This is a genomic window from Ruegeria arenilitoris (assembly GCF_013032855.1).
GTDB lineage: Bacteria > Pseudomonadota > Alphaproteobacteria > Rhodobacterales > Rhodobacteraceae > Ruegeria > Ruegeria arenilitoris.
In genome coordinates, this window is record NZ_WQDA01000003.1 from 119,446 (window position 1) to 143,817 (window position 24,372).

A 24,372-nucleotide genomic window follows, 5' to 3' on the forward strand; every position below is an offset into this window, starting at 1 on the left:
CGATGTTGGATGAAACGGCTTTTGACCTGCGAAAGTACCTTCGGCGCAATTCGGCCTCGGTGACGGTGTGGATCGCACTGCTGGCTTTGATTCTGTTCGGGCTGATGCGCTATGACAACTTTGGCAGCGCCTACAACTTCTCGTCTTTCCTGAACTACAACGCGATGTTCATCGCGATTGCGCTGGGCATGTGCTTCGTGATCATGACCGGCGGGATTGATCTGTCGGTTGGATCCGTGGCGGCCTTTACGTCGGTCGTTGCGGCTTATCTCAGCCCATACGGGATTCAGGTTGCCCTGCCAGGGGCCGTGCTTGCCGGGATTGGTTTCGGAGCGATCAACGCCTTTTGCATCATCGTCCTTCGCATCCCGCCTTTCATCGCCACGCTGGCCACCATGCTGGCCGCAAAAGGCGGCGCATTGGTGATTTCGGGCGCCCAGACAATTTCGGTCGATTGGGGGTCGAATTTCACCAAGCTTGGCATGGGGCAGGCGTTCGGCCTGTTTCCATGGGCAATCGTCATCGTGGCCGGACTGACGCTGGCACTTTGGCTGGTGCTGGAAAGAACAACCATCGGGCGGACCGTCTTGGCGATCGGTGGCAGCGAGGATGCCTCGAACCTCATGGGTCTGAAGGTGAACCGCGCCAAGGCTTTCGTCTACCTGCTTTCGGGTGGCTGTGCCGGGCTGGCTGGCGTCTTTCTGGCCTCGGGATTTGGAGCAGGACAACCCCTTGAGGGCATCGGATGGGAATTGTCGGCCATCGCGTCCGTCGTTGTGGGCGGCACCTTGTTGACAGGTGGGATGGGGTCGATCCCTGCAACCGTGGCCGGAGCGCTTTTGCTGGGTCTGGTGTTCAACGTTCTGAACTTTGAAAACGGTCAGGGCACCATCAGTTTCAGCGCCTATTGGCAGATGGTCATACGTGGAGGCTTTCTTTTTGCGGTCATCCTTTTACAGTCTCGGGTTATTGCCAGGCAGCAGAAGGTCTTGGGTTCGTGAATCGCATAGAAAGTGTTTCAGCGCGGCTGTTCAACGTCCCGCTCGCCGAAGTCCTGGTCGATGCCAAACACGGGGATCACACGTTCTTTCAATTGATCACCGTCACCATTCAAACGACGGATGGGGTCGAGGGGGTTGGGTATACCTATACGGGCGGCAAGGGCGGTCATGCCATTCTGGCGATGATCCAGCATGACCTTGCGCCATTCCTGGTTGGACAAGACGCCGAACAGATCGAAAGCCTGTACGATGCCATGCAGTGGCACGTACACTATGTGGCGCGGGGTGGGATCGCATCGTTCGCCATCTCGGCCGTGGATATTGCCCTTTGGGACATTCGTGGCAGAAGGCAGAATGCACCGCTGTGGCAAATGGCCGGCGGAGCGTCCAAACGGTGCAAGGCCTACGCCGGCGGGATCGACCTGAATTTCTCGTTGGAGAAACTGCTACGCCAGACCGAAGGCTACCTTGCGCGTGGGTTCAACGCGGTCAAGATCAAGGTTGGGCAACCGGATCTGGCCGATGATCTGGCGCGGGCCCGGGCGGTGCGCGAAATGCTGGGGCCGGACCGGTTCTTCATGGTCGACGCGAATTACTCCATGAGCGTCGAGCAGGCCATCGTGGCAGCCCGAGGGTTCGCCGATTGCGATATCCTGTGGTTCGAGGAACCAACAATTCCAGACGACTACAAAGGCTATGGCCGAATTGCCGAAACCACGGGCGTGCCCCTTGCCATGGGTGAAAACCTGCACACGATTCACGAATTCGAGTACGCCTTCGATGATGCGAAGCTGAGTTTCATCCAGCCCGATGCCTCAAACTGTGGCGGGATCACCGGCTGGCTGCGTGTGGCCGCGCTGAGCGCCCAGCACGGCATTCCGGTTTGTAGCCATGGCATGCAGGAGCTGCACGTCAGCCTTGTTTCTGCGCAACCCAATGCGGGTTGGCTGGAAGTACACTCATTCCCGATAGACCAGTACACGACCCGTCCGCTGGTCGTGGAAGACTGCCTGGCCGTGGCCCCGGATACGCCGGGGACCGGAGTGGAATTCGACTGGGACAAACTGAATGCGGAACACAGGGAGATGCATACATGACGACCCAGACGATCTCTGCGGCGTATTACAGGGGCAACAAGAGCTTTGCCGTGGAACAGGCCCAGGCGACGGCTCCGGGCGCTGGCGAGGCCGCCATTCGCGTTGCGTATTGCGGGATATGCGGGACGGATATGCATGTCTACCACGGCAACATGGATGCCCGTGTCGGCCTGAACCGGGTAATCGGGCACGAGATGTCCGGTGTCGTCGAAGCGGTGGGCGCGGGCGTCGATACTGTAAAACCCGGCCAGAAGGTCGTGGTCCGACCGCTTGATCACTGCGGCGAATGCCCGGCCTGCAAACGGGGGCATCAGCATATCTGCCAGAACCTCAAGTTTCTCGGCCTCGATACCGATGGTGCCATGCAAGAGATCTGGACCGTTCCGGCCCACACCTTGCACGTTCTACCGGATGACTTGCGCATGGATCACGCGGCGCTGATCGAGCCGGTCGCCGTTGCTTGCCACGATGTGCGGCTGTCTGGACTGCAGCCTGGCGAGGACGTCGTCGTCATCGGCGGTGGCCCGATCGGCATCCTGGTTGCCATGGTTGCGCGGGACGCGGGCGGAAACGTCGTGATTTCCGAAGTGAATCCGAACCGTCTGGCGATCGCAGAAAAACTTGGCTTTGATACGATCAACCCAACCGAGACTGATCTGGTGTCCACAATCAACGCGCGCACGGGCGACAAAGGGGCGGATGTGGTTTTCGAGGTATCGGGAACGCAGCCCGGTGTTGATGCGATGACCGCCGTTGCCGCGACGCGGGCCCGGATCGTGATGGTCGCGATTCATGCTCAAAAGCCCCAGATCGACCTGTTCCAATTCTTCTGGCGAGAGCTGCAACTGATCGGTGCTCGGGTCTATGAGCCGGAGGATTACGATAAGGCGATCGCAGTTGTCGCCTCGGGCGGAGTGGACGCGGATGTCGTGATCACTGATGTCAGCCCTCTGGCAGACATTCAGGCCGCGTTCGAAGCACTGGATCGCAGCCCAACCGCAATGAAAAGCCTGATCGAAGTAGGACCGCGTTCATGAGTGTTTTGCAAAGTTTCGACCTGACGGGGAAAACGGCCCTTGTGACCGGGTGCAAACGCGGCATCGGGCGCGGTATGGCCGAGGCATTGGCATCGGCCGGAGCTGATATCATCGGAGTGTCGGCCTCGCTTGAACTGTCCGGGTCAGAGGTCGAAAAAGCCGTCACGGCGATGGGGCGCAGTTTCCGGGCTTACCAATGCGACTTCTCGGACCGCTCCGCGTTGCATGGGTTCATTGATCAGTTGAGGGCCGACGGACAAACTCCTGATATCCTTGTCAACAATGCCGGTACGATCAAACGCAAACCTGCTGCCGAACACCCGGACGACTGGTGGGACGAAGTGATTGAGGTCAACCTGTCCTCGCAGTTTGTTCTGTCCCGCGAGATCGGCAAGGACATGCTGGCGCGCGGCTCGGGGAAGATCATCTTCACCGCATCGCTGCTGACGTTTCAGGGCGGCATCACCGTTCCCGGATATGCGGCCTCGAAAGGTGGTATCGGACAGCTGACGAAGGCCCTGGCCAATGAGTGGGCCGGGCAGGGTGTGAACGTGAATGCAATCGCCCCCGGCTACATCGCGACCGACAACACCCAAGCCCTGCAGGACGATCCGGTCCGATCAAAGTCGATTCTGGAACGAACACCCCAAGGCCGTTGGGGTACGCCTGGTGATTTTGCCGGACCTGTAGTCTTTTTGGCTTCTGCAGCGTCGGACTACGTCAACGGTGAAATCCTTGTTGTCGACGGGGGTTGGATGGGGCGGTAGCGCCGTCAACTTTCCATGTGAGCCAAGGCCTCAAGTCCCGATGTAGTGAACCTTCAATCGCCGCGTCTTTGGTGCCTCGCGATGTTCGAACAGGTACAGGCTTTGAACGCGGCCAAGCGGAAGCTGCCCCTGTTCGACCGGGATCGACACCTGCGTTTGCGTCAACAGCGCCCGCAGATGCGATGGCGCGTTGTCGTCTTCGCTCGGGCGGTGGTGATACTTGCCCGGTGACTTGGGGACCAGTTCTTCGAAGAACGTCTCAATATCCCTGACCACCTCGGGATCGGCATTGGCCTGCACCAACAGCGCAGCACCAGTGTGGACGCACCAAAGGGTCAGCAGGCCCGAGACAAACTCATGTTCGGAAACCGCACGCTGAACCACCCCGCTGATGTCGGTCAGGGATTTGTCGGGCGTTTCAATGGACAATTCAAAAAACTCTTGCTTCATCCATCAGATCCTTTCCTTGATTTTGCGGGAGTGTGCCCAGCTTTCCGCGCCCCATTCGGCATTCAACTTGGAGGCTTAAGTATCTGATTTGTAACACTCTAGAGCTTTCATTCATGCAAACAGGCTTTTGAACTTGTCTATGCACAGACGAAACCCATCTTCGAAATTTCCGTTGCCGGGATGATAAACGCTTTCGAAGGAAATCACGCCTTCATAGCCGTCGGATCGGAGCGCGTCCGCGATGGGTTGGAACAGAGGCGCAAGCTGACCTTCCCCCATGCGGCGCACTTCCAGCGTTGCCCGCGGTGTATCGACCTTTACGTCCTTGATGTGAATGTGCCCCAGATAGCCGCCGCGCAGTTCTTCGTAACCGTCCGGGTATGCCAGTTCATGGCACCAGCAGTTGTTTCCGGGGTCCCAAAGAACTTTCAACGCATCCTTTGCATCCAACTCGTCGATCAGTTTGCGGGCGGTATAGTTGGAATTGACCAGCGTGCCGTTTCCGGTTTCCACGACAAGCGTCACGCCCTCAGCCCGGGCCAGTTCAACCGCCGGCGCGATCAGCGGTGGCATCGAGTCCCATACCCCATGCGCGACGTTCCACTTCTCGGCGCCGTTTTTTCCCCAGAGTATCTGCTCTTTTCGTTGGGTCATGATCCGAACCAGCGGAGACCCCACGACATGCGCCATGTCGATCACGCGTTTCAAGGCGTCCATGTGTCGGGTGTGCAGCTCGTCACCGGGCCTGTTGGCAGCTGTCATCCCCGCGAAGATATGGCGCGACAGACAGGACACAGGCTTGCCCCGGTCGCGCAAGAGCGCGTCGATCTCGGCAATTTCCTGCGGGGAATGGTCCCCGACCTCGGTGTCGCCTACGAACTGAAGTTCTGCATAGTCCAGACCGAATTCGTCCATCACGTCCACGGCATGCCGCAGATCGCGGGAAATGCCGTCGCAAATTACACCTAATTTCATGTCCGGCCCCCTCAGCGATGCAATTCTGCGCCAACGATCTCTTCGATGACGCGGGTACACACCCAGTTGTCGCCGTTCGGGTATTTGGTTTTTCCGGCGTGAAAGATCTGCATTGCGGATGATGCTGTGTGCATTGGAACGCCCAACGCACCGGCCAGGGCCAGCGAGATCGTCAGGTCCTTGTGCATTGTTGCGATATGGCTGCCAGTGGCTTCGAACTTGCGATCAATGATGTTTTCAAGGGCGGTGTTCACGACACCGCACCCAGCGCTGGAGGATGAGAACACGTCAAGCAATGCTTGACCGCTGACACCGGCTTTGGCCGCCAGGGCCGCAGCCTCGAACGTCGCGGAAAAGATCGATCCGATAAGGGACTGCAGGCAGGCTTTCACGGTTTGGCCGTCGCCGGCGTTTTCTCCGACCCGATGAATGGTTGCCGACACTGCCTGCATGACTTCGGCATTTCGGTCCAGCACATCCGCAGCACCGGCAGCCATCATCGTCAATGTGCCGTTCTGCGCGCCGGGAAACCCACCCGAGACCGGAGTGTCGATCAGGTGGATGCCCGAACCTTCCATGTCTTGCCCGATCGCGCTTGCTTCGGCCGGGGTAATGGTCGCCGACAGGATGACCGTTCCGCCTTCGGCCATGTTCGCAACCAGTCCGTCTTCACCCAGAATGACATCGCGGGCCTGATCTCCGTTCATCACCATGACAAACACGCTGGCGGCATGACGGCCGACCTGTCCCACGCTGTCCTTAGGCAGGCCGCCCATGTCGGTAAATGCCGTCATACGCGTCTCACTCAAGTCGAAACCAGATGTTTCAAAGCCATTCTTGATCAGGTTCTGGGCAAGGCCGCTGCCCATGTCGCCTAGACCGATTACGCCTGCAGTTTTCATTTGGACTCCTCCCGTTCTTCCGTCTTTGCCGTCTGGCAGACGTTTCGAAAATTGATGCCTCAAGGCATCGGTTTTCGCGGGAGTTTCACGCGTCTTGAACAGACGTCGGGCGAGTCCGGAAGACACCCCGCTGCCCGTTTACGTACCGTAAGTAAACGAAGAATGCGGCGTTCAGGCAAGCAAAGAAGTGGTGCGGCGGAAAGAAACCGCCTGATCCGACGCGTTACAAGAACGCCGCCATGATGCCGCGCAGTTCGGCCAACCCGCGCATTCGTCCGATCAGTGGATAGCCGGGAGTGCTGTGTCCGCCCAGATCGCTCAGCAGCTCTTGTCCGTGGTCGGGTCGCATCGGAATTTGCCAGTCGTCCCGCCCTTGAGATTTGCGGCGGCGTTGTTCGTCCATCAGCTCGCGAATGGTTCCGACCATGTCGGTGTCGCCCTCCAGATGCGCAGCCTCATAGAAATCCGGCTTCTGTCTGTCCGACCCCGCGATGCGTCGGGTATTCCGAAGATGGGCAAAGTGAATCCGGTCGCCATGCCGGCGCACGAACTCCGGCCCATCGAATTCAGGGGAAACACCCAGCGATCCGGTACACAAGGTTGCGCCGTTCGCGGGCATATCAACCGCATCCAGTACGGCGCCGTAGTCATCGGTACTGGACATGATCCGCGGCAGACCAAGCAAGGAGAACGGCGGATCATCCGGATGACAGCACAAGCGTAGTTCCAGTTCTTGGGCGACTGGTGCGACTTCTGACAGGAAGTCGATCAGGTTTGCGCGAAGCCGGTCACGGTCTATATGAGCATAGGTCTGCAACAAAGCGCGCACGTCCTGCACGCTCCACTGATCGTTGGCGCCGGGCAGCCCCGCGGTGACATTGTGCTGCAACTGGGCCTTGGATTCCTCCGGCATGCGCAAGAAGCGATCCTTGGCCGCTTGCTGGACGGCGTGGGAATAGTCTTCGGACGCGCCCGGACGTTCAAGAATATGTATGTCGAAAACTGCAAAATCGGTCAGGTCGAACAGCATGGCCGTTCCGCCATGCGGCTGCAGGGCGCGAAGGGCGGTGCGCGTCCAATCCAGGATCGGCATGAAGTTGTAGCAAACAACTTTGATGCCACGGGCGGACAGGGCCCTGAGGCTGGACTTGTACGCCTGCAGATGCTCGGCCATGTCCGCCGACTGGGTCTTGATCGCCTCTGAGACGGGCAGGCTTTCGACAACGTCCCAACTGTACCCGGCAGCAGCCAGAACTGCCTGCCGATCGGCGATGCTCGGTTCGTCCCAGGGCAGTCCCGGCGGGATGTGATGCAGCGCGGTGACGATACCCTGAACCCCGACCTGATGGAGATCGGCCAGAGCGATCGGATCCTCGGGTCCGAACCAACGCCAACATTGTTTCATGGCAGCCATCCTTCATACAGCGGGTGATCGGGCCTGATGGGAAGGGCAACGCGCTGCCCGGTGCGCGCCGCGTGATAAATCGCCGTCACAAGGCCGATGGACGCAGCGCCATCCTTCAGCGTAACGGCCGAATTTGCCTCGGACCGCAGCGCCTTGCCGACTTCGGTAAAAAATCCTTCGAACCCCGTTGGCTCGGCGGCGGAGGCCGCAAGAGCCTCGTCGACAGCGGCTTGATCTACGGGGTCCCGCGCGACGAAAGTCCAGGGCGTTTGACCCGGAGCATAAGGTTCGGTGCCAGAAGTGGCAGTCAAATTTTCAAAGACGAACCGCAGGCGGGTTTCGTCCGTGGCTGCGCCTAGTGTGATATTGCTTGTGCACAAAGCGCCGGAACTCATGCCGAAGCAGATCGCGGCGCAGTCTTCGGTCTCGATCGGGTTGACCCGCGTTGTGGTCATTGCAGAAACCCAGGCGATATCACCCGCGATATGAGTCAGCAGATCATGGTTGTGGATGGCATGGCCCAGAACCGCGCCGCCGCGTTCACCGGCCCATGTCCCCCGCCACGGTACCGCGTAATAGTCCGCCCCTCGGGACCAATGGGTTTCAAGCGCGGCAGTTTGGACCGCTCCGGTCAGGCCCGCGCGTTGCAGGTGGCGCAATTGGGCCAGTGACGGGCCCCACCGGTATTGAAAGACCGGAAACACATGCTTGCCCGCGCTGCTTGCGGCTGCCGTGATCCGATTCACATCCTGCATCGAGGTCGCAAGAGGCTTTTCGCAGACAACGTGTTTTCCTGCGGCCAGTGCGGCAAGGGTGGTCGGTACATGCAGATGGGGCGGAAGGCAGAGGTCGATGACATCAATCGTCGGATCATCCAGAGCGTCCTGAATGTTGGTCAATGCTCGAAAACCCGAGTTCTGCCGTATCTGTTCGATCCGGTCGATATTCTGGTCGACCACGGCGGCTACGCAAAAGGTGCGGTCAAGCCGTTCCAGAGCGTCCAGATGTTGCGCACCGATACCTGCACCAAGGATGGCAACGTTGATCATCTGCGTTCCGCCATTTCCTGCGCGCGCAGTGCCAGTTCCATGACCGTAAAGCAGTGGGTCTGCGTCATTGCGGTTTCGGTCCGGTTGAGGATGTCATCGGCGAGGCGCGAAAAGTAGGGAAGGCCGGCGTCGGATGCGTCGATCTTTTGGCAGGTGTCACCATTAACGATGCTCAGATGATCCGTCCCCGGGGCTCCACCCACATCGACGTATTTCCGCAACTCGATGTATCCTTCGGTGCCTAGGATCGTCAGACGACCATCCCCCCAGTTTGGCAAGGCATCCGGCGTAAACCAGTCAACCCTGATGTACCCGGTTCCATTCTCGCTGCGCAGATTGATCTCGCCGAAATCCTGCAATCCGGGATCGCTCGGGTTTGCGTAGTTTGCCACATAAGCGTTTGTGATTTCAGCGGTTTCCGAACCTGTGTAATGCAGGAACTGATCGATCTGATGCGAGGCAATGTCGGTCAGAATGCCGCCATAGCGGTCGCGCTGAAAAAACCATTCCGGCCGGGTCACCCGGTTCAATCGGTGCGGGCCAAGTCCGACCGTCTGGACCACGCGCCCGATGGCACCGGCCTCGACCAACTCGGTCGCCCGGGTGCTGACGGGCGTTTCGAACCGCTCCGAGAAGTTCACCGACCAGATCCGACCGGTGTCTGCGACCGCTCTTTTGATCTGGTCGAGTTGTTCGAACGTCGTGCAGCCCGGCTTGTCGCTCATGACATCCATGCCGTTCTGCATCGCGCGGACCGCCAACGCGGCCCTATCTGCCGGTATCGCTGAAATCAGCGCCAGATCCGCGCCGCAGGTCAGGGCGTCTTCCAGTTGGGCCAGCCGTGGAATTTCGGGAAACCTTTTTACGTATCCTGCCAGCGTCTCCGGATCGCCCTGTGTCCAATAGCCGACGCAGTCCACGCCGATTTCGCGCATGTTTTCCGTCATGCCATAGATATGGCGGTGGTCGAGGCCAAGGGCGACGCAGGTCAGGCTCATGAGATGACTCGTGTTTTCTGGCCGGTTCGATTGGCGATCTGCATCGCGTCGATGACGGCGTGGGTCAAAAGGGCACTGCGTCCGGTGGCCATAGGTTGTGTTCCACTGGAAACGGCCTTGGCGAAGTCCTCGATGACCGCCTGATGCCAGGCATGTGTGAACGCCATGGGATCGGCCCCTCCGCCTGTGGCGGCGGTTTCGCCGACCGTGGATTCCCGGCCGTCGAAAGTGGTCACGGTCAGGACACCTGACTCCAGATGCGCTTTGGTTAGGGTGCCTTGGATCGTGATGGACTCAGCAGACCCGGGATATTCGGCGGTAGTTGCCATCAACGTTCCCACCGCTCCGTTGTCCATTTCAAAGACTGCACCCGCCCAATCCTCAGCCTCGAGATCGTGTAGAGGAGTTTTTCTCATCACGGCCTGAATGTTCGAGATCGGCCCCAGCAGCCACATCGCAAGGTCAAGCGTGTGGATCGCCTGCGAGATCATGGCGCCGCCTCCGTCACGTGCGTAAGTGCCGCGCCCTGGCTCGTCATAGTAACTCTGATCACGCCACCAGGGGACACGGATCTCGACCGTGGCGATCGCGCCCAACTCACCCCGTTCAATGGCGGATTTCAGCGCCTGCGAGGCGGCGCGGGCACGGTGCTGAAAGACGATGCCCAGCGGCACACCAGACACCTCGCACTGCTCGACAATGGCTTTCGCGGCGCCCAGTGTTCTTTCAATGGGCTTTTCCATCAGGATCGGTTTCGACGCGGTCGAAAGAATCCGTACCAACTCAGTGCGCTGATCGGGCGGGGTTGCGATGATCGCAAAGTCGACCTTTGGGTCGTTTGCGATTTTCTCGACCGAGACGAATGCGCGGGTCTCGTTTCGCCGGGCGAACTCAGCTGCCTTGTCAGGATTGCGCCCAAGGACTCCGGCAAGACTGAGGCCTTGATCCGATGCCCGAATGGCGGCGACATGCGTGCCGGAAACCATCCCCAAACCAATCAGCGCAATATTCATTCAATCCCCCGGATCACCCGGTCAGTCTGCGGGTTTGAACGGGAAAGATGCAACCATTAAAAACTGTGTTAACAATTGCGGGCAGCAGTATCGGAGGCAAAATTGACTGGCAATTTGAATGGGATGGCAGAAGACCTGTACCTGGGCATCAAGGACCTGCCGATCGTGTCTCCGCATGGTCACTGCGATCCGGGGTGGTTTGCATCCGATGCGCCGTTTCCCAACCCGGCAGAGCTGTTGGTGGTTCCCGACCATTACGTGTTCCGTATGCTCTATTCGCAGGGCGTTCCCTTGTCGGAACTCGGCGTTGGGGAAGAGGGGCGAAAGAAGGATCCTCGCGCCGTTTTCCGCACATTTGCCGAACATTGGCATCTGTTTCTGGGAACGCCTTCCCGGATCTGGATGAACTACGTGCTGCATGAAACGCTGGGCGTGTCTGAAGAGTTGTCTTCGTGCACCGCAGATCTGATCTACGACAAGATCGCGGAAAAGCTGGCGCAACCCGATTTTCGCCCGAGGGCTTTGTTCGACAGGTTCGGGATCGAGGTGCTGGCCACCACGGATTCGGCTCTCGACACTCTCACACGGCATCAGGAGATCCGTGCAAGCGGTTGGGGCGGGCGGGTTGTTCCGACGTTCCGCCCAGACGGGGTCTTGGATGGGGCGGACCCGGAGTTCGTAAAGAACCTGGACAAGTTGGCCGAGCTGACAGGCTGCGATCTGGGCAGCTATGATGGCTATCTCAACGCGCTGCGGATGCGGCGGGCTTATTTCATCCAACTGGGCTGTACCGCCACCGACCACGGTATCGAACGTGTACAGACCGAGTGGCTTGAGGACCCAGATGCGCTGTACCAGCGGCTGAGACGGCGGGAAGGGACCGAACAGGACGCCCGCCGTTTCTACGGGCATATGCTGATCGAAATGGCGCAGATGTCTGTCGATGATGGTCTGACCATGCAGATACATGCGGGCAGCAAACGCAACACGAACAACGCGGTAATGCGGGATTTCGGACGGGACAAGGGGGCCGACATTCCAATCGCGATGGATTGGGTCACGGGCCTTGAGGCGCTGTTGAACCGGGTCGGAAACTCAGCGGAACTGCGCATCATACTCTTTACATTGGACGAAGGCACCTACGCCCGTGAACTGGCCCCTATGGCGGGACATTGGCCGTGCCTTCGGATCGGGCCGCCTTGGTGGTTCCACGACAGTCCGGCCGGGATTGCGCGGTATTTTGATCAGGTCGTTGAAACGGCCGGGTATTACAATCTGGCCGGGTTCAATGACGACACACGGGCTTTTCTGTCCATTCCTGCACGACACGACCTCTGGCGGCGGGGCGTGGCGATTCATTTGGCCGAGCAGGTTGCGCGCGGTTACTTCGGTCGGGACAGTGCCGAGCATCTTGCACGGTTGTTGGCGGTCGATCTGGCGAAACAGGTTTATGGATTGCAGAGTTAGATGGGGACAATTCTTCACTTCGGCCTCGGAAACTTTGCCCGGGCGCATTTGCTGGACTACACCGATCAAGCGGGTGGATGGGACGTTGTCGGCGTCAGCCTGCGTTCATCGTCGGTTCGGGATGGATTGGCCCGGCAGGGTTTCGAGTACGATCTGTGCGTGCAGGGGCAGGACGTCCGGCGCATTAAAGCTCTTCGCGACGTTCTGGTCGCGCCCGAGGGTCGTGCAGCGATTTTCGATGCGATGACGGATGCCGAGATCATCTCGGCGACCGTGACCGAGAAAGGTTATCATCTTGATGCCGCGGGCAAGCTGAACCTCCAGGACCCGGCGATTGCCGCCGATCTGGCAGGGCAGGGGCCCGCGACTCTGATCGGGTTTTTGGCTTTTGGCCTTGCGGAACGGCGCAAACCTGTGACGGTGCTAAGCTGCGACAATCGTATGGAAAATGGCAAAACGCTCGAGACGGCCGTTTCCGATTTCGCGAAAGCAGCCGGTCTGGACGTCAATTGGGACGCCGTTCGCTTTCCCAACGCGATGGTCGACCGGATCACCCCGGCCACAACGGACGCTGTACGCGCAATCAGCGGCGATCCCATGGCCGTTCCGACCGAGGCGTTCTCTGAGTGGGTGATCGAAGACAATTTTGCCGGACCGCATCCGGATTGGCCGGGCGTGCAACTGGTCGATGACGTGGCCCCGCACGAGATTCGAAAGCTGCGCATGTTGAACGGGGCCCATTCCCTGTTGGCTTATGCCGGGTTGGAGCGGGGCCTGACCTACGTCCACGAAGCGGTCCGAGACCCGGTTCTGCGCCCGCTAGTTTCCGAGTTGATGAAGGATGCGGGCGCAACGCTGCCCGCCGCGGTCCAAGCACAGGTTCCGGACTATGCCGAGGCTCTGTTGCGCCGCTTTGAAAACCCCGAGTTGGCGCACCGTCTGGACCAAATCGCGATGGATGGAAGCCAGAAGCTGCCCTATCGATTTGTTTCCACACTTCGTGAGACCGGCTCTCAGGCGGTGATCGCGGGGATGCGGGCCTGGGTCTCCTATTGCATGTCCGAGACCGCCAAAGGTCGGGCGCTGAACGATCCTTGCGCGTCGGAAATCGCTTTGGCTGCCAAGCAGCCAGACCCGCTAATGCCGCTTTTGCGTCTTGTCGGAGCCGAGGATCTCGCGCCGTTTATCCGGGAATGATCGCGCCGCGGAACTGAACAACGGTGGATGCCAGATTGTGTCCAGCCATCAGGGCCTCGGCCTGTGATTTCCCAGTCAGCAACGCCGCGAGGTACCCACCGTTGAAACTGTCGCCTGCCGCGGTCGTATCCAGCACGTTTTTGGCAGGCTCATAGGTTTGGTCAATGCTCTGACCAATGGACAGGGGGCCATTCTCTCCGCGCTTCAACGCCCCGGTTCCGTGATGACCCGCAAAGCGCGCCGCCACCTGTTCGGCGCTTTCCCCGAACAGTGCCATCTCGTCGTCGATGGATGGCAGGGCGATGTCCGCACGCCGCCAAAGCCGTTGGTTGATCTGCCGGGCGTGTTCAACGCTATCCCAAAGACGTGGACGAAAGTTGCTGTCATAGACCAACCGGACTGAAGCGCCGTCGAGCCAGTCCAGAAGCGCAAGCCTTACCGAATGCGGAAGAATGGCCACGGAAATCCCCGACAAGTACAGCACGTCATAGCCGTTCAACGAGCTAAAGTCGTGATTGGCAAAAAGCTGACGGGCGGCCGCTTCGCTGCGCCAATAGGTAAAGCTGCGTTCACCGTCCGCAGAGGTCGTGATCGCGTACAGGCCCGGAGAGGCGTTCGGAATGATGTGGATGCCGGATGTCCCGATACCATGGCTGGCGATGAAGTCCGCTATGCGCCCCGAGAACGGGTCGTCACCCAAACATGTCACATACTCCACCTGCAGATCAGGCGCTGCGCGGTGCATGTAGATGGCCGTGTTCAACGTATCCCCCGCGACACCCACCTTCGCGCCGGTTTCCAGCATGGACAATTCAATCATTGCTTCGCCGATGCAGGCAATTCGCGTCATTTCTTTTCTCTTTTCCAGATGATGAGACCGGCAGCCATGATCAGCGCAGCCCCTGCCAACGTGAATGCGTCCGGTACCGTGTCAAAGAACAGATAACCCCAGATCGCAACATAGATCAGGAACGAATAGGTAAATGGCATCAGCTGGTTCGCCGTTCCGAACCGATGCGCGTTCGTCAGCAGTTGATGCCCGCACCACCCAAAGACGCCAAGACTGATCAGGACGATCATGCTCCACGTGTTTTCCGGTTGGATCCAAAACCAGATGGCGAACGGCAGCAGGACCACCGTACCGGCAAGCCCGAGGTAGAATTGCATGGTGTCCACGGCAACAACCCCCGACAGCCTGCGCGTCATGATCGAGTACAAGGCCAACGCGGTGGCATTGTAGACGATCAGCAGCATGGTCGGATGAAAGGCCGAACCAAACGGCCGCACGACAACCAACACCCCCAGAAAACCGAGGATGATGGCCGCCCAACGCCATGGGCCCACGCTTTCTTTCAACACAAAGACGGACAGAAAGCACACAATGACCGGGCTGGAAAACATGATTGCCGACACGACGGTCAGGGGCAAAAACCGCAGGGCATAAAAATTGAAAACGGTTGCTGAGATCAGCAGTAAGGCCCGGCTAATGACCTGCCATGGATGGTCGGTCTTGAACCGGCTGGCCTCAATCCCGCCCTTGGCGATCACGCCCACAGAGATCACGAAGTGCCCTGCATAACGCATGAAAGCCAACTGAAATGCCGGCACGCCGGCCAACGCCAACCATTTGGCCCCAAGGTCCACCAGCGAAAAGAACAGCCACGCCGTCAGCATCAGCACGATGCCAAGGCGCGGCAGGTCCGCGTTGGGGTTGGCGGTGACGGCCATAGATCAGGTGTTGAAACGTTTGACGTAGTAGTCAACCATCTGGCTGACCATGTCATCCGCCTGACCGTGGTCGCGCGCGTCGTTCAGCGCGGAAAGTGCGCCCTGTGACATCACGCTGGTAACGCCGGCCTCGCGCGCCATTCGATCATAATACCCAAGGTCTTTTGCGGCGTTCTTGATGGCAAAGGCCAGCTGGTTTGGATCATTCTCGACACCGTAGGCTTTGACGAAATCCATCATTCCGGAATGCAGCGGCCCTGCGGCCATCACCTCGTACAGCTGCTTGCGGTCAACGCCGGTGATGTCGGCCATGGCAAAGGCCTCGGCCATCGCGTTCGCAACGGTCATTCCGAAGAAGTTGTTGATCAGCTTGATCGTATGTCCCGATCCGACAGGACCCAGGTAGAAGACGTTTTCGCCCAGATCCTTCAGTGTCGGCTCGGCCTTGTCGAAGGCAGCCTTGTCGCCGGACGTCATGATGTTCAGCTTGCCTTCCAGCGCATGCGACGGTGTCCGGCCAAGTGGCGCGTCAAGGTAGCTTCCGCCGGCTGCGGCAACCTCCTCGGCAAGGGCGCGTGTACTGCCCGGAAGCGAAGTGCCAAAGTCGATGGCGATCGCCCCGGGCTTCAGTCCCGCGATCACTCCATCAGCACCGCGCATACGGCCCTCGACCTGCTCAGACGTTCCCATGCACAGCATCACGATGTCGCTGGCCTGAGCCAACTCCCGCGCGTTTTGCGCCTCGCGGGCGCCCCGGTCAATCGCGGCATCCAGATGTGTGCGGTCGCGGTTTCCCAACACCGTGACCGAGTATCCCTGGTCCAACAGCCGGCTCACCATGGCTCCGCCCATGAGTCCAAGGCCGATAAACCCAATTGATGGTTTGCTCATTGGTTTCCCTTTCCGTGAATAAGTCTGGTTATCATTCTTGTGTCTGTCGCGGGCGGATTTGCAGTCTGATTGCTCATATTGCCCGGGGAATAGTCATTGGTCTTTTGAATGGTCCGAAATTTTGCTCTGCCGCGTCTCAGTCAGGCCGGCGCCCGCGCTCGAGCGGTTCGCGCCTTCAGCTCCTGTTCGATGCGTGATGTGACTTCGAGCGTCCGGGCTGCATCCCGGACGTCGATCAAAGGTGGGGCGCCATCGATCACGTCAAGGAAGTGATCCAGTTGCGCCTCCAGCGGTGTGCGTGTCTGGTCCGGCCTTGGAAGTTGGTCTTTTTGGGCCGCAGTGCCCCAATCCTGTCCGCGCCACAGGGTCATGGATGGAAAACTGAAGGCGCCCCTGGTTCCCGTGATCCACATCATGTCCTGGCGGGTCGTGCCGATGTTCGGATTTTCGCCGGTTCCGGCTTCAAACCCCCAAGGGCTGGGCGCGGTGTCGGCAAAGCTGATGGTACCCGTCGCGCCGTTTTCGAATGCGATCGCGACAGCGCCGCTTTCGATCCGATCCGATCCGCGGATCGACGCGCCGGGCAGGGCGACGACATCCGAGATTTCTCCGATCACAAAGCGCAGGACATCGATATCGTGCACCAGATTGATCATCACCGGGCTGCCATCGGAAGTCCGCCAGTTCTGTTCAAAATAGCTGTCGGGTTTACGCATGGCCCACAGCAACGAGACGTTGATGACTTGTCCGATCGTACCTTGCGCGATCACCTCCTTCAGGTGCTGCAAGGTTGTGTGGTACCGCCTATGGTGGCCGACCAGGCTGCGGACATTGGCCTCGCTAACGGCCGTCTTAAGGCGCAGGGCATCATCGACCGACGCGGCAACCGGCTTTTCGATCAGCATATTCCAACCGCGGGATGCGGCCAGAATGCCATGTTCGGCATGCAGGCGGGTCGGCGTCGCGATGATGACACCATCCACTGTGTCCTGCACCTCGTCCATACTGGCAAAACGCGGCGCGTCGATCTGGATTGAGCCATCCGGATCGGCCAACCCGACCAACGTGCAGCCGGGATGCTCAATGACGGCGCGGACGTGGCGGATACCGATCAATCCGCCGCCGGCTACGAGGATCTGTTTCACATCACCGCTCCGATTTGCCAGGGAACGAATTCGTAATCACCCAAGCCCTGTGCCTCGGACTTGGTTCGCGCGCCGGAGGCGACTTGGAGCAGCCGTCGGTATATCTCCTGTCCTTTTTCTTCGACGCTGACGCCTTTGGTCAGAATGTCGCCCGCGTCCACGTCCATGTCTTCGGGCATACGCGCCGCCAATTCGGAATTGGTGGCGATTTTCAGTGTTGGTGCCGGTTTGGACCCAAAGGCCGACCCGCGCCCCGTGGTAAAACACACAAGGTTGCACCCGGCCGCGATCTGGCCGGTCACCGAGGCCGGGTCGTATCCGGGGCTGTCCATGAAGGTGAAGCCTTTGGCGGTGATGGGTTCGGCGTATTTGAATACACCGGTCAAAGGGGTGGTTCCGCCCTTCGCCGCAGCCCCCAGCGATTTCTCGAGGATGGTCGTCAGACCCCCTTGCTTGTTGCCGGGGCTTGGGTTGTTGTCCATCGAACCGTGATTGCGGGCGGTGTAGTCCTGCCACCAATCGATCAGTCCGATCAGTTTTTCCCCAGTTGCGCGGTCAAGGGCACGGCGGGTCAAAAGATGTTCGGATCCGTAGATTTCGGGCGTCTCCGCGAGGACACCCGTGCCATCTTGAGCGACCAACAGGTCGCAGGCATGTCCGAGCGCCGGGTTCGCCGTCACACCGGACCAAGCGTCCGATCCACCACATTGCAGCGCAACCATCAGTTCAGACGCCGGGGCTTCTCTGCGCTTTGCCTCATTGGCAATGGGCAGCATCTGGTTGATCTTGCTGATGCCCATTTCCACGGTCCGACGCAACCCGGCAACGTTTTGGATGTTCATCGTCTGGAAGGTTGGACTCTGCTTCAACCCATATGCGTCCAGCAGCCAGTCGATCTGGTTCATTTCGCAGCCCAGACCGACCATCAGAACGGCAGCGTGGTTGGGATGTTTTGCAAACCCCCACATGACCCGTTGAAGAGCTTCGAAACCGTCGCCGGAATCTGCCATTCCGCAGCCCGTTCCGTGGACAAAGGCCACCACTCCGTCGACATTCGGATACGCGGCAAGCTTGTCCGGCGTGAAGTGGTTAGCGATCATTCGGGCCGCCGTAGCAGAACAGTTCACGGTGGTCAGAACCGCAATGTAATTGCGCGTGCCGACCCGACCGCTGTCCCGATGGTAGCCCATGAACGTATCGACCGAGGTGGCGGGTCTCATAGGCCTGTGATCCGTCGCAAACTCATAGTCCACGCTGGTGTTTCGGAACTCGACATTATGGGTGTGTACATGATCGCCGGGGTGGATCGGTTGGGTGGCGTAACCAATGATCTGGGCGTATTTTCTGACCGGATCGCCGGGTGCAAGGGTCGCCGTGGCGACCTTGTGGCCCGATGGGATGCGCGCATTGGTCGTGACGCCTTCAACCACGCTGCCGGCCTCCAGCAGCCGAGTTGCAACCACCACACTATCCGTTCGATCTAAACGTACAAAAGTCATAATCAGCTTTCCTGGCGGCTGCAGCTAGGCGCAGAACGGCGAGTCCGATGTCCACCGGTGAATATCTATATGCGGCTGTCCGGACAGCCTTGCTCGCGCCGCCTCCCAATTGGATTTGCAGACACGCCAATCCCGCAGCTCGGTTTCGGGGCGCGATCTGGATCTTGCGATGAAGCTGGGGAAATGGTCTCGACCGGTGGGTTGGCCTGCCGCACTGAAGCGGATGTCGAACGACCAGCGGAACCGGTCCGTTTCGTTGACCAGCGACGCATGTGGCGTCAGCGGGTGAAACAGGATGACCCCGCCCGCCTTGACGGGCAAGGGCACGGCTCGGTCTTCGTCAATGAATCCGTCGGCAATGCCTGTCTGCGTCCGCGCGCAATGCGGCAGGATGGATTGGCCCTTTGCCTTAGGCAGCACTTGCAGGCAGCCGTTTTCGACCGTTGCATCGTTGACGGCAATCCAGACCGTGACCATGTCGGTCTGGTCCGCATCCTCCAACGCAACTGCCCGGTCCTGATGCCAGTCCGTTGCGGTTATATGCGCCCGCACCTCGTCCTTGGACAGCTTGAGGGCAGGGGGCTTCAGCCGAACGTGCTGGATCGGATTGCTGACCAACTCTGGCCCGATCAACTGCTCGACGATGTCAAGCATGGGCTGGGCCGTCAGCAAGTCGAACACTGCGGGTCCTATATGGAACGGTGTGTCAGCCATGATCCGGTCGCCGGGCAATGAGATGTCCAGCGGCTGGAAATAGTCGCAACCGGCCTGATAAGCGGACAGAAGTTTGTCCCAGAATGACATCCCGGATGGTTCGTCCTTGACCAGCCCTTTTTCGTACCAACCGTCAAAGAGCCGGTTCAGGACATCCGAGTATTCGGCTTGCACCCGATCAAGGACGTCACCGGGAATTACATCCTCGACCACGAGGTATCCGTCCGTCTGGAACTTGCCAATCTGATCTTGTGTCAGCATGGGTGCAACCTCACAAAAGCAGCGCGATGATGCCCGGCCAGATCAGAAGAACGGAAAGCGCCAGCAGCTGGATCCCGATGAATGGCAGGAAGCCGCGGAAGATATCCGTCAGGCTGATATGCGGCGGGGCCACCGATTTCAGGTAGAACGCCGCCGGGCCGAACGGGGGCGACAGGAAGCTGACCTGCATGTTCATACAGAACACGACGCCGAACCAGATCGCGACATGGCTGGGCTGCAACTGGCCGATGAGTCCGATTTCCTCGATGGGAAGGCGCAGAACGATCGGCAGAAAGACCGGAATGATCAAAAGCACGATGCCGACCCAATCCATAAACGCGCCCATGAACAGCAGGATCAGCATCATAACCAGAATGACCAGCATCGTCGGCAGGTCCTGCCCAACGATCAGATCGGCCACGTATTGGGGCCCGCCGGCAATGGTGTAGGCACCCGCCAGCGCGGCGGCGCCGATGGTGACCCAGATGATGGTGCCTGTGGATTTGAGCGTTCGCATCAAGCTGTCCCAAACCAGCTCGAACGATCCTTCGCCCCGCAGGATGGCGATGATCAGAACGGCGAAGGCGCCCATGCCTGCTGCCTCGGTGATGCCTGTGATCCCGCCATAGATCGAGCCGAGAACGACGCCGATGACGACCAGCGGCGCGACGAGGCCTTTGCCCATTTCCCACCCGATTTTGGCGCGCTCTCTGCCAAAGACGAAGAAGATCAGCAGAAGGGCGACGATCGTAATACCGGCAAACCAGGGCAGGTAGTCAGCTGTCCCCAATCGCGCGGGCTCGCCTTGGCTGGCAGCGTTCGAGCCGGAAAGCTCGAAAAACGCGGCCCGGATAAACAGAACGGTGGAAAATCCGGCGACGACGATGCTCATGAAGGCGGCAAACAGTTTGCGCTTTTCAGCCGGTTCGGGGTCGCTCGGGTCCGGTTCCGGAAGCGGCGCGTGGTGAGGATTCAGCCGCGTGCGAATGATGATGTACAGGATGATCATCGAGGCCAGCATGAAGCCGGGAATGAAAGACGCCGTGAACAGCGACTTGATCGAGGTTTCGGTGATCAGCCCATAGATGATCAGAACGATCGAGGGCGGGATCATGGTCCCCAGCGACCCCGAGGCGCAGATGACGCCGATGGCGAGGTTCTGATCGTAGCCGAGGCGCAGCATCTGGGGCAGGGCGATCAGACCCAGCAGGACAACCTCACCACCGATGATGCCGGACATGGCTGCCATGATCACCGCCATGATCGAGGTCACGATCGCAATGCCGCCGCGCGTTCTGGACAGCCAGACATTCAGCGACGAATACATGTCGCGCGCGATCCCGGATCGCTCCAGCAGCGATGCCATGAAGATGAACAATGGCACGGATATGAGCACGTAGTCCGTTAAGAGCCCATATATCTTCTGCGCCAGAATATAGAGTGGCCCAGTCCCGGGGCGTCCGGTCAGAATGCCATCGCCGAATGAAAACGGGTTCAAAAGAAGTGTCGGCTCGAACTTCAGAACAAGAACCAGAACCGCAAGCGAGGCCGAGGCCAGACCCAAGGGCATCCCGATCGCCAGAAGCACGATCAGGGCGACCATCAGGATGAGTGAGATCGTTCCAATATCCATCAGTCTTGTCCCACCGCTCGTTTGATCATTTCAATTTCGTCTTCGTCCGGTTCATCCGTGTGGATTTCCGGTTCTTTGTTCCAATCCGCGATCAGGTTCAGAACGGCCTGCATGGCGACCAGGGTGATCACGATCAGGACCATGGGCTGCAACGTCGCCGGGATCGGCGGGTTGAAGGCCGAGCCATAAAGCTCCCATTTGTAGAGTTTGTTGACGAAAACCTGCTGATAGCTGCCGTAGACCAGAAAGAACGCGAACATCACGATCAGGATGGTCGAGATCGTGTCGAACACCCGCTGCAACCAGCGAGGAACCGCATCATACAGCAGAAAGATCCGGATATGGCTGCGTTGCTGCATGGCATAGTAGCCGGACATCAGGAACACGAAGCTGGCGAACCACAGTGTCATCTCGTTGGCCCATTCGGTCGGCTTTTCGAGGATGTAGCGCATGAAGACTTCGTACAGCATCACCACCGTCATGATGGCGATCATCATCATCGTGACCCGGCCGATGAAAAGGGCGAAGCGGTCCATCGCAGTCGTGCCCTCGTATTCCATCGCGGCCGGCTGGACGGTCTTGGTTCCGATCACCGCAAGGATCGGCAGCAGTATCAGTGCGCCGATATCGACAATATCGACAAATCCGCCGAAAACCCCGGTCATTTCGGGCGTCACGTCGCTGCGCAGATAGATTTCCGTTACCTGGCTTTTCAGAGATTCGGACGTGTAGGGCAGCCAGTCCAACAGGAAGGCCGGCAGATGCCAGACGAGCCAACTGGCCGTTGCGACGAACGCGAGCGGGATGAGCCACTCCAGTATTCCGCCTGAGTTTTTTTGCATCACGTAGCCCTCGTCCTTATCCGTCGATCCGGTGGTGATCGATAAATTCCAGGTCCGGCTCGACACCCAGTCCGGGGCCGGTCGGGATCGTCACGCGGCCGTTGTTGGCCTTGACTTGTTTCTGTATCGCCAGCGGGACGGTCAGCAGATCGTCGCGGAATTTGTTGTCCGTGGTGTCGAATTCCAGCATCGGTTCCCACGGGTGCAGACCGCCCGGCATTGCCGGCATTGCCGCGAGCAAATGCAGGTTGGTGGCCACAGCAACCGCACTTCCCCAGACGTGATTGACGACCGGGGTGAAGTGCGCGTGGCACAGCGCAAGAACCCGCAGATACTCAGAGATTCCGCCCAACGCGCACACTTCGGGCTGAGCGATATCGACACTGCGGTTTTCGAGAAGCGCGCGCCATGCCCAGCGATTGAACACAGCCTCGCCGCCCGAGATATTGACCTTCAGCCCCGCGCGCAGTTCGCGATAGCCGTCAAGATCCTCAGGGGCCACCGGCTCTTCAAACCAATTGGCGTCAAGCTCTTCCAAGGCGCGGCCCACATGAAACGCGTCCGAGGTCGTGTAGGCATGATTTGCGTCGACCATGAAGGGGAAGTCGTCTCCAACCCCGCGACGCACCGCCTCGCAGAGCTGTACGTCCGGTTTGGGTCCGAACCCGGTCTTCATCTTGGTGGCGACAAACCCCATGTCCTTGATCGTTGCGGCTTCGTCCTTGAACCGGGCGGCAAGGTCGGCGATCGGCTCATCCCGCAGCATCATCCCGTAGCCGTAGCAGGGAACGCTTGTCCGATGCGCGCCGCCGATGAGTTTGTGCAGCGGCAAACCGGCCACCTTGCCGACGATGTCCCAAAGGGCGATGTCCACGCCGGACAGCGCCTGTATCGGCATTCCGCCTTGCCCATGATCTCGAAGAAGGTTGTACACCTTGTGCCAGATCACGTCCTTGTCCAAAGGGTCCAGCCCCAGAACCATCGGCTGAATGACCTGTTCAACGATGGATTTGTTGGCTCTTGCTACGTTGCCGGGGCCAAAACACTCTCCCCAGCCGGTCACGCCTTCGTCGGTTTGAACCTCGACCAGATGGGTTGTGCGCTTGTCATAATACTGCTGCGAATACCCCAGGACTTCGGGCATCTTGTACTGCAGTACATGGCTGGTGATCTTGGTGATTTTCATGAAATGCAGGGTCCCGGGCACATTCGGAGAGGCCGTCAGCACGGCCTTTCCGATTGTCGTTGAATGGCCGAAGCCCGATTATTGCATTGCGCCCAGATCGCGCAGGAAGTTGATGTGGCTTTCCAACAGCGCCTTGGCCTCTGGGGTCGTGGCGAACTCGGTCCACCCGACCTGAACGGCTGCGCGGTAGGCGGCCAGATCTTCCGGCGACCACTCATACAGCTGAACGCCTTTGGCCTTCAGGTCCTTGGCGGTCTGAGCGTTCTGCACTTCGTTGATCGTCGCATTGTGCAGCGCCAGGCTGTCCATCGCGACTTCCATGATCTTTTTGTGATGTGCAGGCATCGCGTCCCAAACGTCCTTGCGGCAGGCCAGATGGTCTGCGGGCATCGAGTGGAAGCCGGGATAGTTCGTGTGACCGGCGATTTCGTACAGACCCAGACCCACGTTGTTGGTCAGGTTCGCAGCATCCGCGCCGTCGATGATGCCGGTTTCCAGAGCGGTGAAGATTTCGTTGAAGTCCATCACGATCGGCGATGCGCCCAACTCGGCAAAGACCTTGGTGGCCAGGCCCGGGGGCGAACGGAATTTCCAGTCTTTGAAGTCATCGACCTTGGCGATCGGCTTGGTCGAGGCCAGAGATTCCGGCCCCGGGATCCACCAGCCGATGAATTCCATGTCGTAGCCGTTGTACAGGTCATTGACGGCATCTCTGCCGCCACCGTGCAGCAGCCATGCCATTTGCTGATAGGGGTTCTGGTAACCGCCCAGCAGATCGCCCGCGAACTGGAAGGCCGGGTTCTTACCGGTCTGATAGCCGCCGCCGGTCATGTCGCAGTCGAGGATGCCTGTCGCCGCGGCATCGAAGGTTTCGACCGATTTGACCACCGAGGACGAGTAGAACATCTCGACTTCGATTTCGCCGTTCGACATTTCCTGGATGTCTTCGACGTATTTTGCCGCCATCTGCCCGGACAGCGTCTCGGGCGAGAAATGGGTTTGAATTCTCAGCTTGGTCGTTTCAGCCACCGCGAAACCGGCCGCCATCGTCGTTGCTACGGCCGCAACAGCCGCTGTCTTGACTATTTTCATATTGTCCTCCCAGACGTTGAGCA

The 24,372-nt window shown here is 59.3% G+C and carries 23 protein-coding genes; 6 read left to right on the forward strand and 17 right to left on the reverse strand.

Translation table 11 applies throughout. The features are described from left to right. Positions 1–2 precede the first annotated feature (2 nt). The 4 genes from GOW72_RS10765 to GOW72_RS10780 are packed head-to-tail and all read left to right on the forward strand — an operon-like array spanning position 3 to position 3,902. Positions 3–1,001: an ABC transporter permease gene (locus tag GOW72_RS10765; protein ID WP_170357453.1), complete on the forward strand. Its 999-nt coding sequence runs from the start codon at positions 3–5 to the stop codon at positions 999–1,001. After that, a complete protein-coding gene (locus GOW72_RS10770; protein WP_170366857.1) occupies positions 998–2,098 on the forward strand; it encodes an enolase C-terminal domain-like protein in 1,101 nt (366 codons plus the stop codon). Before GOW72_RS10765 ends, GOW72_RS10770 begins: the two co-directional genes overlap by 4 nt. Continuing rightward, positions 2,095–3,135, forward strand: coding sequence for a zinc-dependent alcohol dehydrogenase (locus GOW72_RS10775; protein ID WP_170366858.1), 1,041 nt, complete (start codon positions 2,095–2,097; stop codon positions 3,133–3,135). Before GOW72_RS10770 ends, GOW72_RS10775 begins: the two co-directional genes overlap by 4 nt. Then, positions 3,132–3,902, forward strand: a complete 771-nt coding sequence (locus tag GOW72_RS10780) for an SDR family oxidoreductase (RefSeq protein ID WP_093961700.1) — start codon at positions 3,132–3,134, stop codon at positions 3,900–3,902. The genes GOW72_RS10775 and GOW72_RS10780 overlap by 4 nt, the downstream gene beginning before the upstream one ends. Positions 3,903–3,932: 30 nt before the next feature. Here GOW72_RS10780 and GOW72_RS10785 read toward each other — a convergent pair whose 3' ends face one another. The 7 genes from GOW72_RS10785 to GOW72_RS10815 form a co-directional block, all read right to left on the reverse strand. Further along, the gene (locus tag GOW72_RS10785; RefSeq protein ID WP_170366859.1) at positions 3,933–4,352 is read right to left on the reverse strand and encodes a secondary thiamine-phosphate synthase enzyme YjbQ; all 420 of its coding nucleotides are present in this window, start codon (positions 4,350–4,352) and stop codon (positions 3,933–3,935) included. Between the two features lie 111 nt (positions 4,353–4,463). Further along, the gene (locus GOW72_RS10790; protein WP_170357457.1) at positions 4,464–5,327 is read right to left on the reverse strand and encodes a sugar phosphate isomerase/epimerase family protein; all 864 of its coding nucleotides are present in this window, start codon (positions 5,325–5,327) and stop codon (positions 4,464–4,466) included. An 11-nt stretch (positions 5,328–5,338) separates the two neighbouring features. Beyond that, positions 5,339–6,229, reverse strand: coding sequence for an NAD(P)-dependent oxidoreductase (locus tag GOW72_RS10795; protein WP_170366860.1), 891 nt, complete (start codon positions 6,227–6,229; stop codon positions 5,339–5,341). Between the two features lie 223 nt (positions 6,230–6,452). Continuing rightward, entirely contained in the window at positions 6,453–7,634 is a 1,182-nt protein-coding gene (gene uxuA, locus GOW72_RS10800) for a mannonate dehydratase (RefSeq protein ID WP_170366861.1), read from the reverse strand. Beyond that, entirely contained in the window at positions 7,631–8,683 is a 1,053-nt protein-coding gene (locus GOW72_RS10805) for a Gfo/Idh/MocA family protein (protein WP_170366862.1), read from the reverse strand. The genes uxuA and GOW72_RS10805 overlap by 4 nt, the downstream gene beginning before the upstream one ends. Next, positions 8,680–9,681, reverse strand: coding sequence for a Gfo/Idh/MocA family protein (locus tag GOW72_RS10810; protein WP_170366863.1), 1,002 nt, complete (start codon positions 9,679–9,681; stop codon positions 8,680–8,682). Before GOW72_RS10810 ends, GOW72_RS10805 begins: the two co-directional genes overlap by 4 nt. After that, positions 9,678–10,694, reverse strand: coding sequence for a Gfo/Idh/MocA family protein (locus tag GOW72_RS10815; protein ID WP_170366864.1), 1,017 nt, complete (start codon positions 10,692–10,694; stop codon positions 9,678–9,680). Before GOW72_RS10815 ends, GOW72_RS10810 begins: the two co-directional genes overlap by 4 nt. Positions 10,695–10,817: 123 nt before the next feature. Here GOW72_RS10815 and uxaC point away from each other — a divergent pair, with 123 nt between their 5' ends. Both uxaC and GOW72_RS10825 read left to right on the forward strand, forming a co-directional pair. Then, positions 10,818–12,161, forward strand: coding sequence for a glucuronate isomerase (gene uxaC / locus GOW72_RS10820; RefSeq protein ID WP_170366865.1), 1,344 nt, complete (start codon positions 10,818–10,820; stop codon positions 12,159–12,161). After that, positions 12,162–13,358 (forward strand): mannitol dehydrogenase family protein, encoded by a 1,197-nt coding sequence (locus GOW72_RS10825; RefSeq protein WP_170366866.1) that lies wholly within the window; start codon positions 12,162–12,164, stop codon positions 13,356–13,358. Here GOW72_RS10825 and GOW72_RS10830 read toward each other — a convergent pair. The 10 genes from GOW72_RS10830 to GOW72_RS10875 form a co-directional block, all read right to left on the reverse strand. Beyond that, positions 13,345–14,208: a sugar kinase gene (locus GOW72_RS10830; protein ID WP_170366867.1), complete on the reverse strand. Its 864-nt coding sequence runs from the start codon at positions 14,206–14,208 to the stop codon at positions 13,345–13,347. The two genes, GOW72_RS10825 and GOW72_RS10830, sit on opposite strands and share 14 nt — an antisense overlap. Beyond that, the gene (locus GOW72_RS10835; protein WP_170366868.1) at positions 14,205–15,086 is read right to left on the reverse strand and encodes a DMT family transporter; all 882 of its coding nucleotides are present in this window, start codon (positions 15,084–15,086) and stop codon (positions 14,205–14,207) included. Before GOW72_RS10835 ends, GOW72_RS10830 begins: the two co-directional genes overlap by 4 nt. Before the next feature lie 3 nt (positions 15,087–15,089). Next, the gene (locus GOW72_RS10840; RefSeq protein ID WP_170366869.1) at positions 15,090–15,977 is read right to left on the reverse strand and encodes an NAD(P)-dependent oxidoreductase; all 888 of its coding nucleotides are present in this window, start codon (positions 15,975–15,977) and stop codon (positions 15,090–15,092) included. 140 nt (positions 15,978–16,117) lie between these two features. After that, the gene (locus GOW72_RS10845) at positions 16,118–17,122 is read right to left on the reverse strand and encodes a Gfo/Idh/MocA family oxidoreductase (protein ID WP_170366870.1); all 1,005 of its coding nucleotides are present in this window, start codon (positions 17,120–17,122) and stop codon (positions 16,118–16,120) included. After that, entirely contained in the window at positions 17,119–18,621 is a 1,503-nt protein-coding gene (locus tag GOW72_RS10850; RefSeq protein WP_170366871.1) for a UxaA family hydrolase, read from the reverse strand. The genes GOW72_RS10845 and GOW72_RS10850 overlap by 4 nt, the downstream gene beginning before the upstream one ends. Before the next feature lie 24 nt (positions 18,622–18,645). After that, positions 18,646–19,596: a phytanoyl-CoA dioxygenase family protein gene (locus tag GOW72_RS10855; RefSeq protein ID WP_170366872.1), complete on the reverse strand. Its 951-nt coding sequence runs from the start codon at positions 19,594–19,596 to the stop codon at positions 18,646–18,648. A gap of 10 nt (positions 19,597–19,606) precedes the next feature. Beyond that, the gene (locus GOW72_RS10860; RefSeq protein ID WP_170357470.1) at positions 19,607–21,229 is read right to left on the reverse strand and encodes a TRAP transporter large permease; all 1,623 of its coding nucleotides are present in this window, start codon (positions 21,227–21,229) and stop codon (positions 19,607–19,609) included. Next, on the reverse strand, positions 21,229–22,071 hold the full coding sequence (locus GOW72_RS10865; protein ID WP_174819626.1) for a TRAP transporter small permease subunit: 843 nt from the start codon (positions 22,069–22,071) through the stop codon (positions 21,229–21,231). The genes GOW72_RS10860 and GOW72_RS10865 overlap by 1 nt, the downstream gene beginning before the upstream one ends. A 16-nt stretch (positions 22,072–22,087) precedes the next feature. Continuing rightward, the gene (locus GOW72_RS10870; RefSeq protein WP_170366873.1) at positions 22,088–23,257 is read right to left on the reverse strand and encodes a mandelate racemase/muconate lactonizing enzyme family protein; all 1,170 of its coding nucleotides are present in this window, start codon (positions 23,255–23,257) and stop codon (positions 22,088–22,090) included. Between the two features lie 78 nt (positions 23,258–23,335). Then, positions 23,336–24,349 carry a TRAP transporter substrate-binding protein gene (locus GOW72_RS10875; RefSeq protein WP_093961716.1) on the reverse strand — a complete coding sequence of 338 codons (1,014 nt, stop codon included), beginning with the start codon at positions 24,347–24,349 and terminating at the stop codon, positions 23,336–23,338. Between the last annotated feature and the right edge of the window lie 23 nt (positions 24,350–24,372).

Excerpts from the sequence above, each read along its gene's own strand:
- GOW72_RS10765 (WP_170357453.1), top strand. The coding sequence starts at position 3 with ATGTTGGATGAAACGGCTTTTGACCTGCGAAAGTACCTTCGGCGCAAT.
- GOW72_RS10775 (WP_170366858.1), top strand. The coding sequence starts at position 2,095 with ATGACGACCCAGACGATCTCTGCGGCGTATTACAGGGGCAACAAGAGC.
- GOW72_RS10780 (WP_093961700.1), top strand. The coding sequence starts at position 3,132 with ATGAGTGTTTTGCAAAGTTTCGACCTGACGGGGAAAACGGCCCTTGTG.
- GOW72_RS10785 (WP_170366859.1), bottom strand. The coding sequence starts at position 4,352 with ATGAAGCAAGAGTTTTTTGAATTGTCCATTGAAACGCCCGACAAATCC.
- GOW72_RS10790 (WP_170357457.1), bottom strand. The coding sequence starts at position 5,327 with ATGAAATTAGGTGTAATTTGCGACGGCATTTCCCGCGATCTGCGGCAT.
- GOW72_RS10795 (WP_170366860.1), bottom strand. The coding sequence starts at position 6,229 with ATGAAAACTGCAGGCGTAATCGGTCTAGGCGACATGGGCAGCGGCCTT.
- uxuA (WP_170366861.1), bottom strand. The coding sequence starts at position 7,634 with ATGAAACAATGTTGGCGTTGGTTCGGACCCGAGGATCCGATCGCTCTG.
- GOW72_RS10805 (WP_170366862.1), bottom strand. The coding sequence starts at position 8,683 with ATGATCAACGTTGCCATCCTTGGTGCAGGTATCGGTGCGCAACATCTG.
- GOW72_RS10810 (WP_170366863.1), bottom strand. The coding sequence starts at position 9,681 with ATGAGCCTGACCTGCGTCGCCCTTGGCCTCGACCACCGCCATATCTAT.
- GOW72_RS10815 (WP_170366864.1), bottom strand. The coding sequence starts at position 10,694 with ATGAATATTGCGCTGATTGGTTTGGGGATGGTTTCCGGCACGCATGTC.
- uxaC (WP_170366865.1), top strand. The coding sequence starts at position 10,818 with ATGGCAGAAGACCTGTACCTGGGCATCAAGGACCTGCCGATCGTGTCT.
- GOW72_RS10825 (WP_170366866.1), top strand. The coding sequence starts at position 12,162 with ATGGGGACAATTCTTCACTTCGGCCTCGGAAACTTTGCCCGGGCGCAT.
- GOW72_RS10830 (WP_170366867.1), bottom strand. The coding sequence starts at position 14,208 with ATGACGCGAATTGCCTGCATCGGCGAAGCAATGATTGAATTGTCCATG.
- GOW72_RS10835 (WP_170366868.1), bottom strand. The coding sequence starts at position 15,086 with ATGGCCGTCACCGCCAACCCCAACGCGGACCTGCCGCGCCTTGGCATC.
- GOW72_RS10840 (WP_170366869.1), bottom strand. The coding sequence starts at position 15,977 with ATGAGCAAACCATCAATTGGGTTTATCGGCCTTGGACTCATGGGCGGA.
- GOW72_RS10850 (WP_170366871.1), bottom strand. The coding sequence starts at position 18,621 with ATGACTTTTGTACGTTTAGATCGAACGGATAGTGTGGTGGTTGCAACT.
- GOW72_RS10855 (WP_170366872.1), bottom strand. The coding sequence starts at position 19,596 with ATGCTGACACAAGATCAGATTGGCAAGTTCCAGACGGACGGATACCTC.
- GOW72_RS10860 (WP_170357470.1), bottom strand. The coding sequence starts at position 21,229 with ATGGATATTGGAACGATCTCACTCATCCTGATGGTCGCCCTGATCGTG.
- GOW72_RS10865 (WP_174819626.1), bottom strand. The coding sequence starts at position 22,071 with ATGCAAAAAAACTCAGGCGGAATACTGGAGTGGCTCATCCCGCTCGCG.
- GOW72_RS10870 (WP_170366873.1), bottom strand. The coding sequence starts at position 23,257 with ATGAAAATCACCAAGATCACCAGCCATGTACTGCAGTACAAGATGCCC.
- GOW72_RS10875 (WP_093961716.1), bottom strand. The coding sequence starts at position 24,349 with ATGAAAATAGTCAAGACAGCGGCTGTTGCGGCCGTAGCAACGACGATG.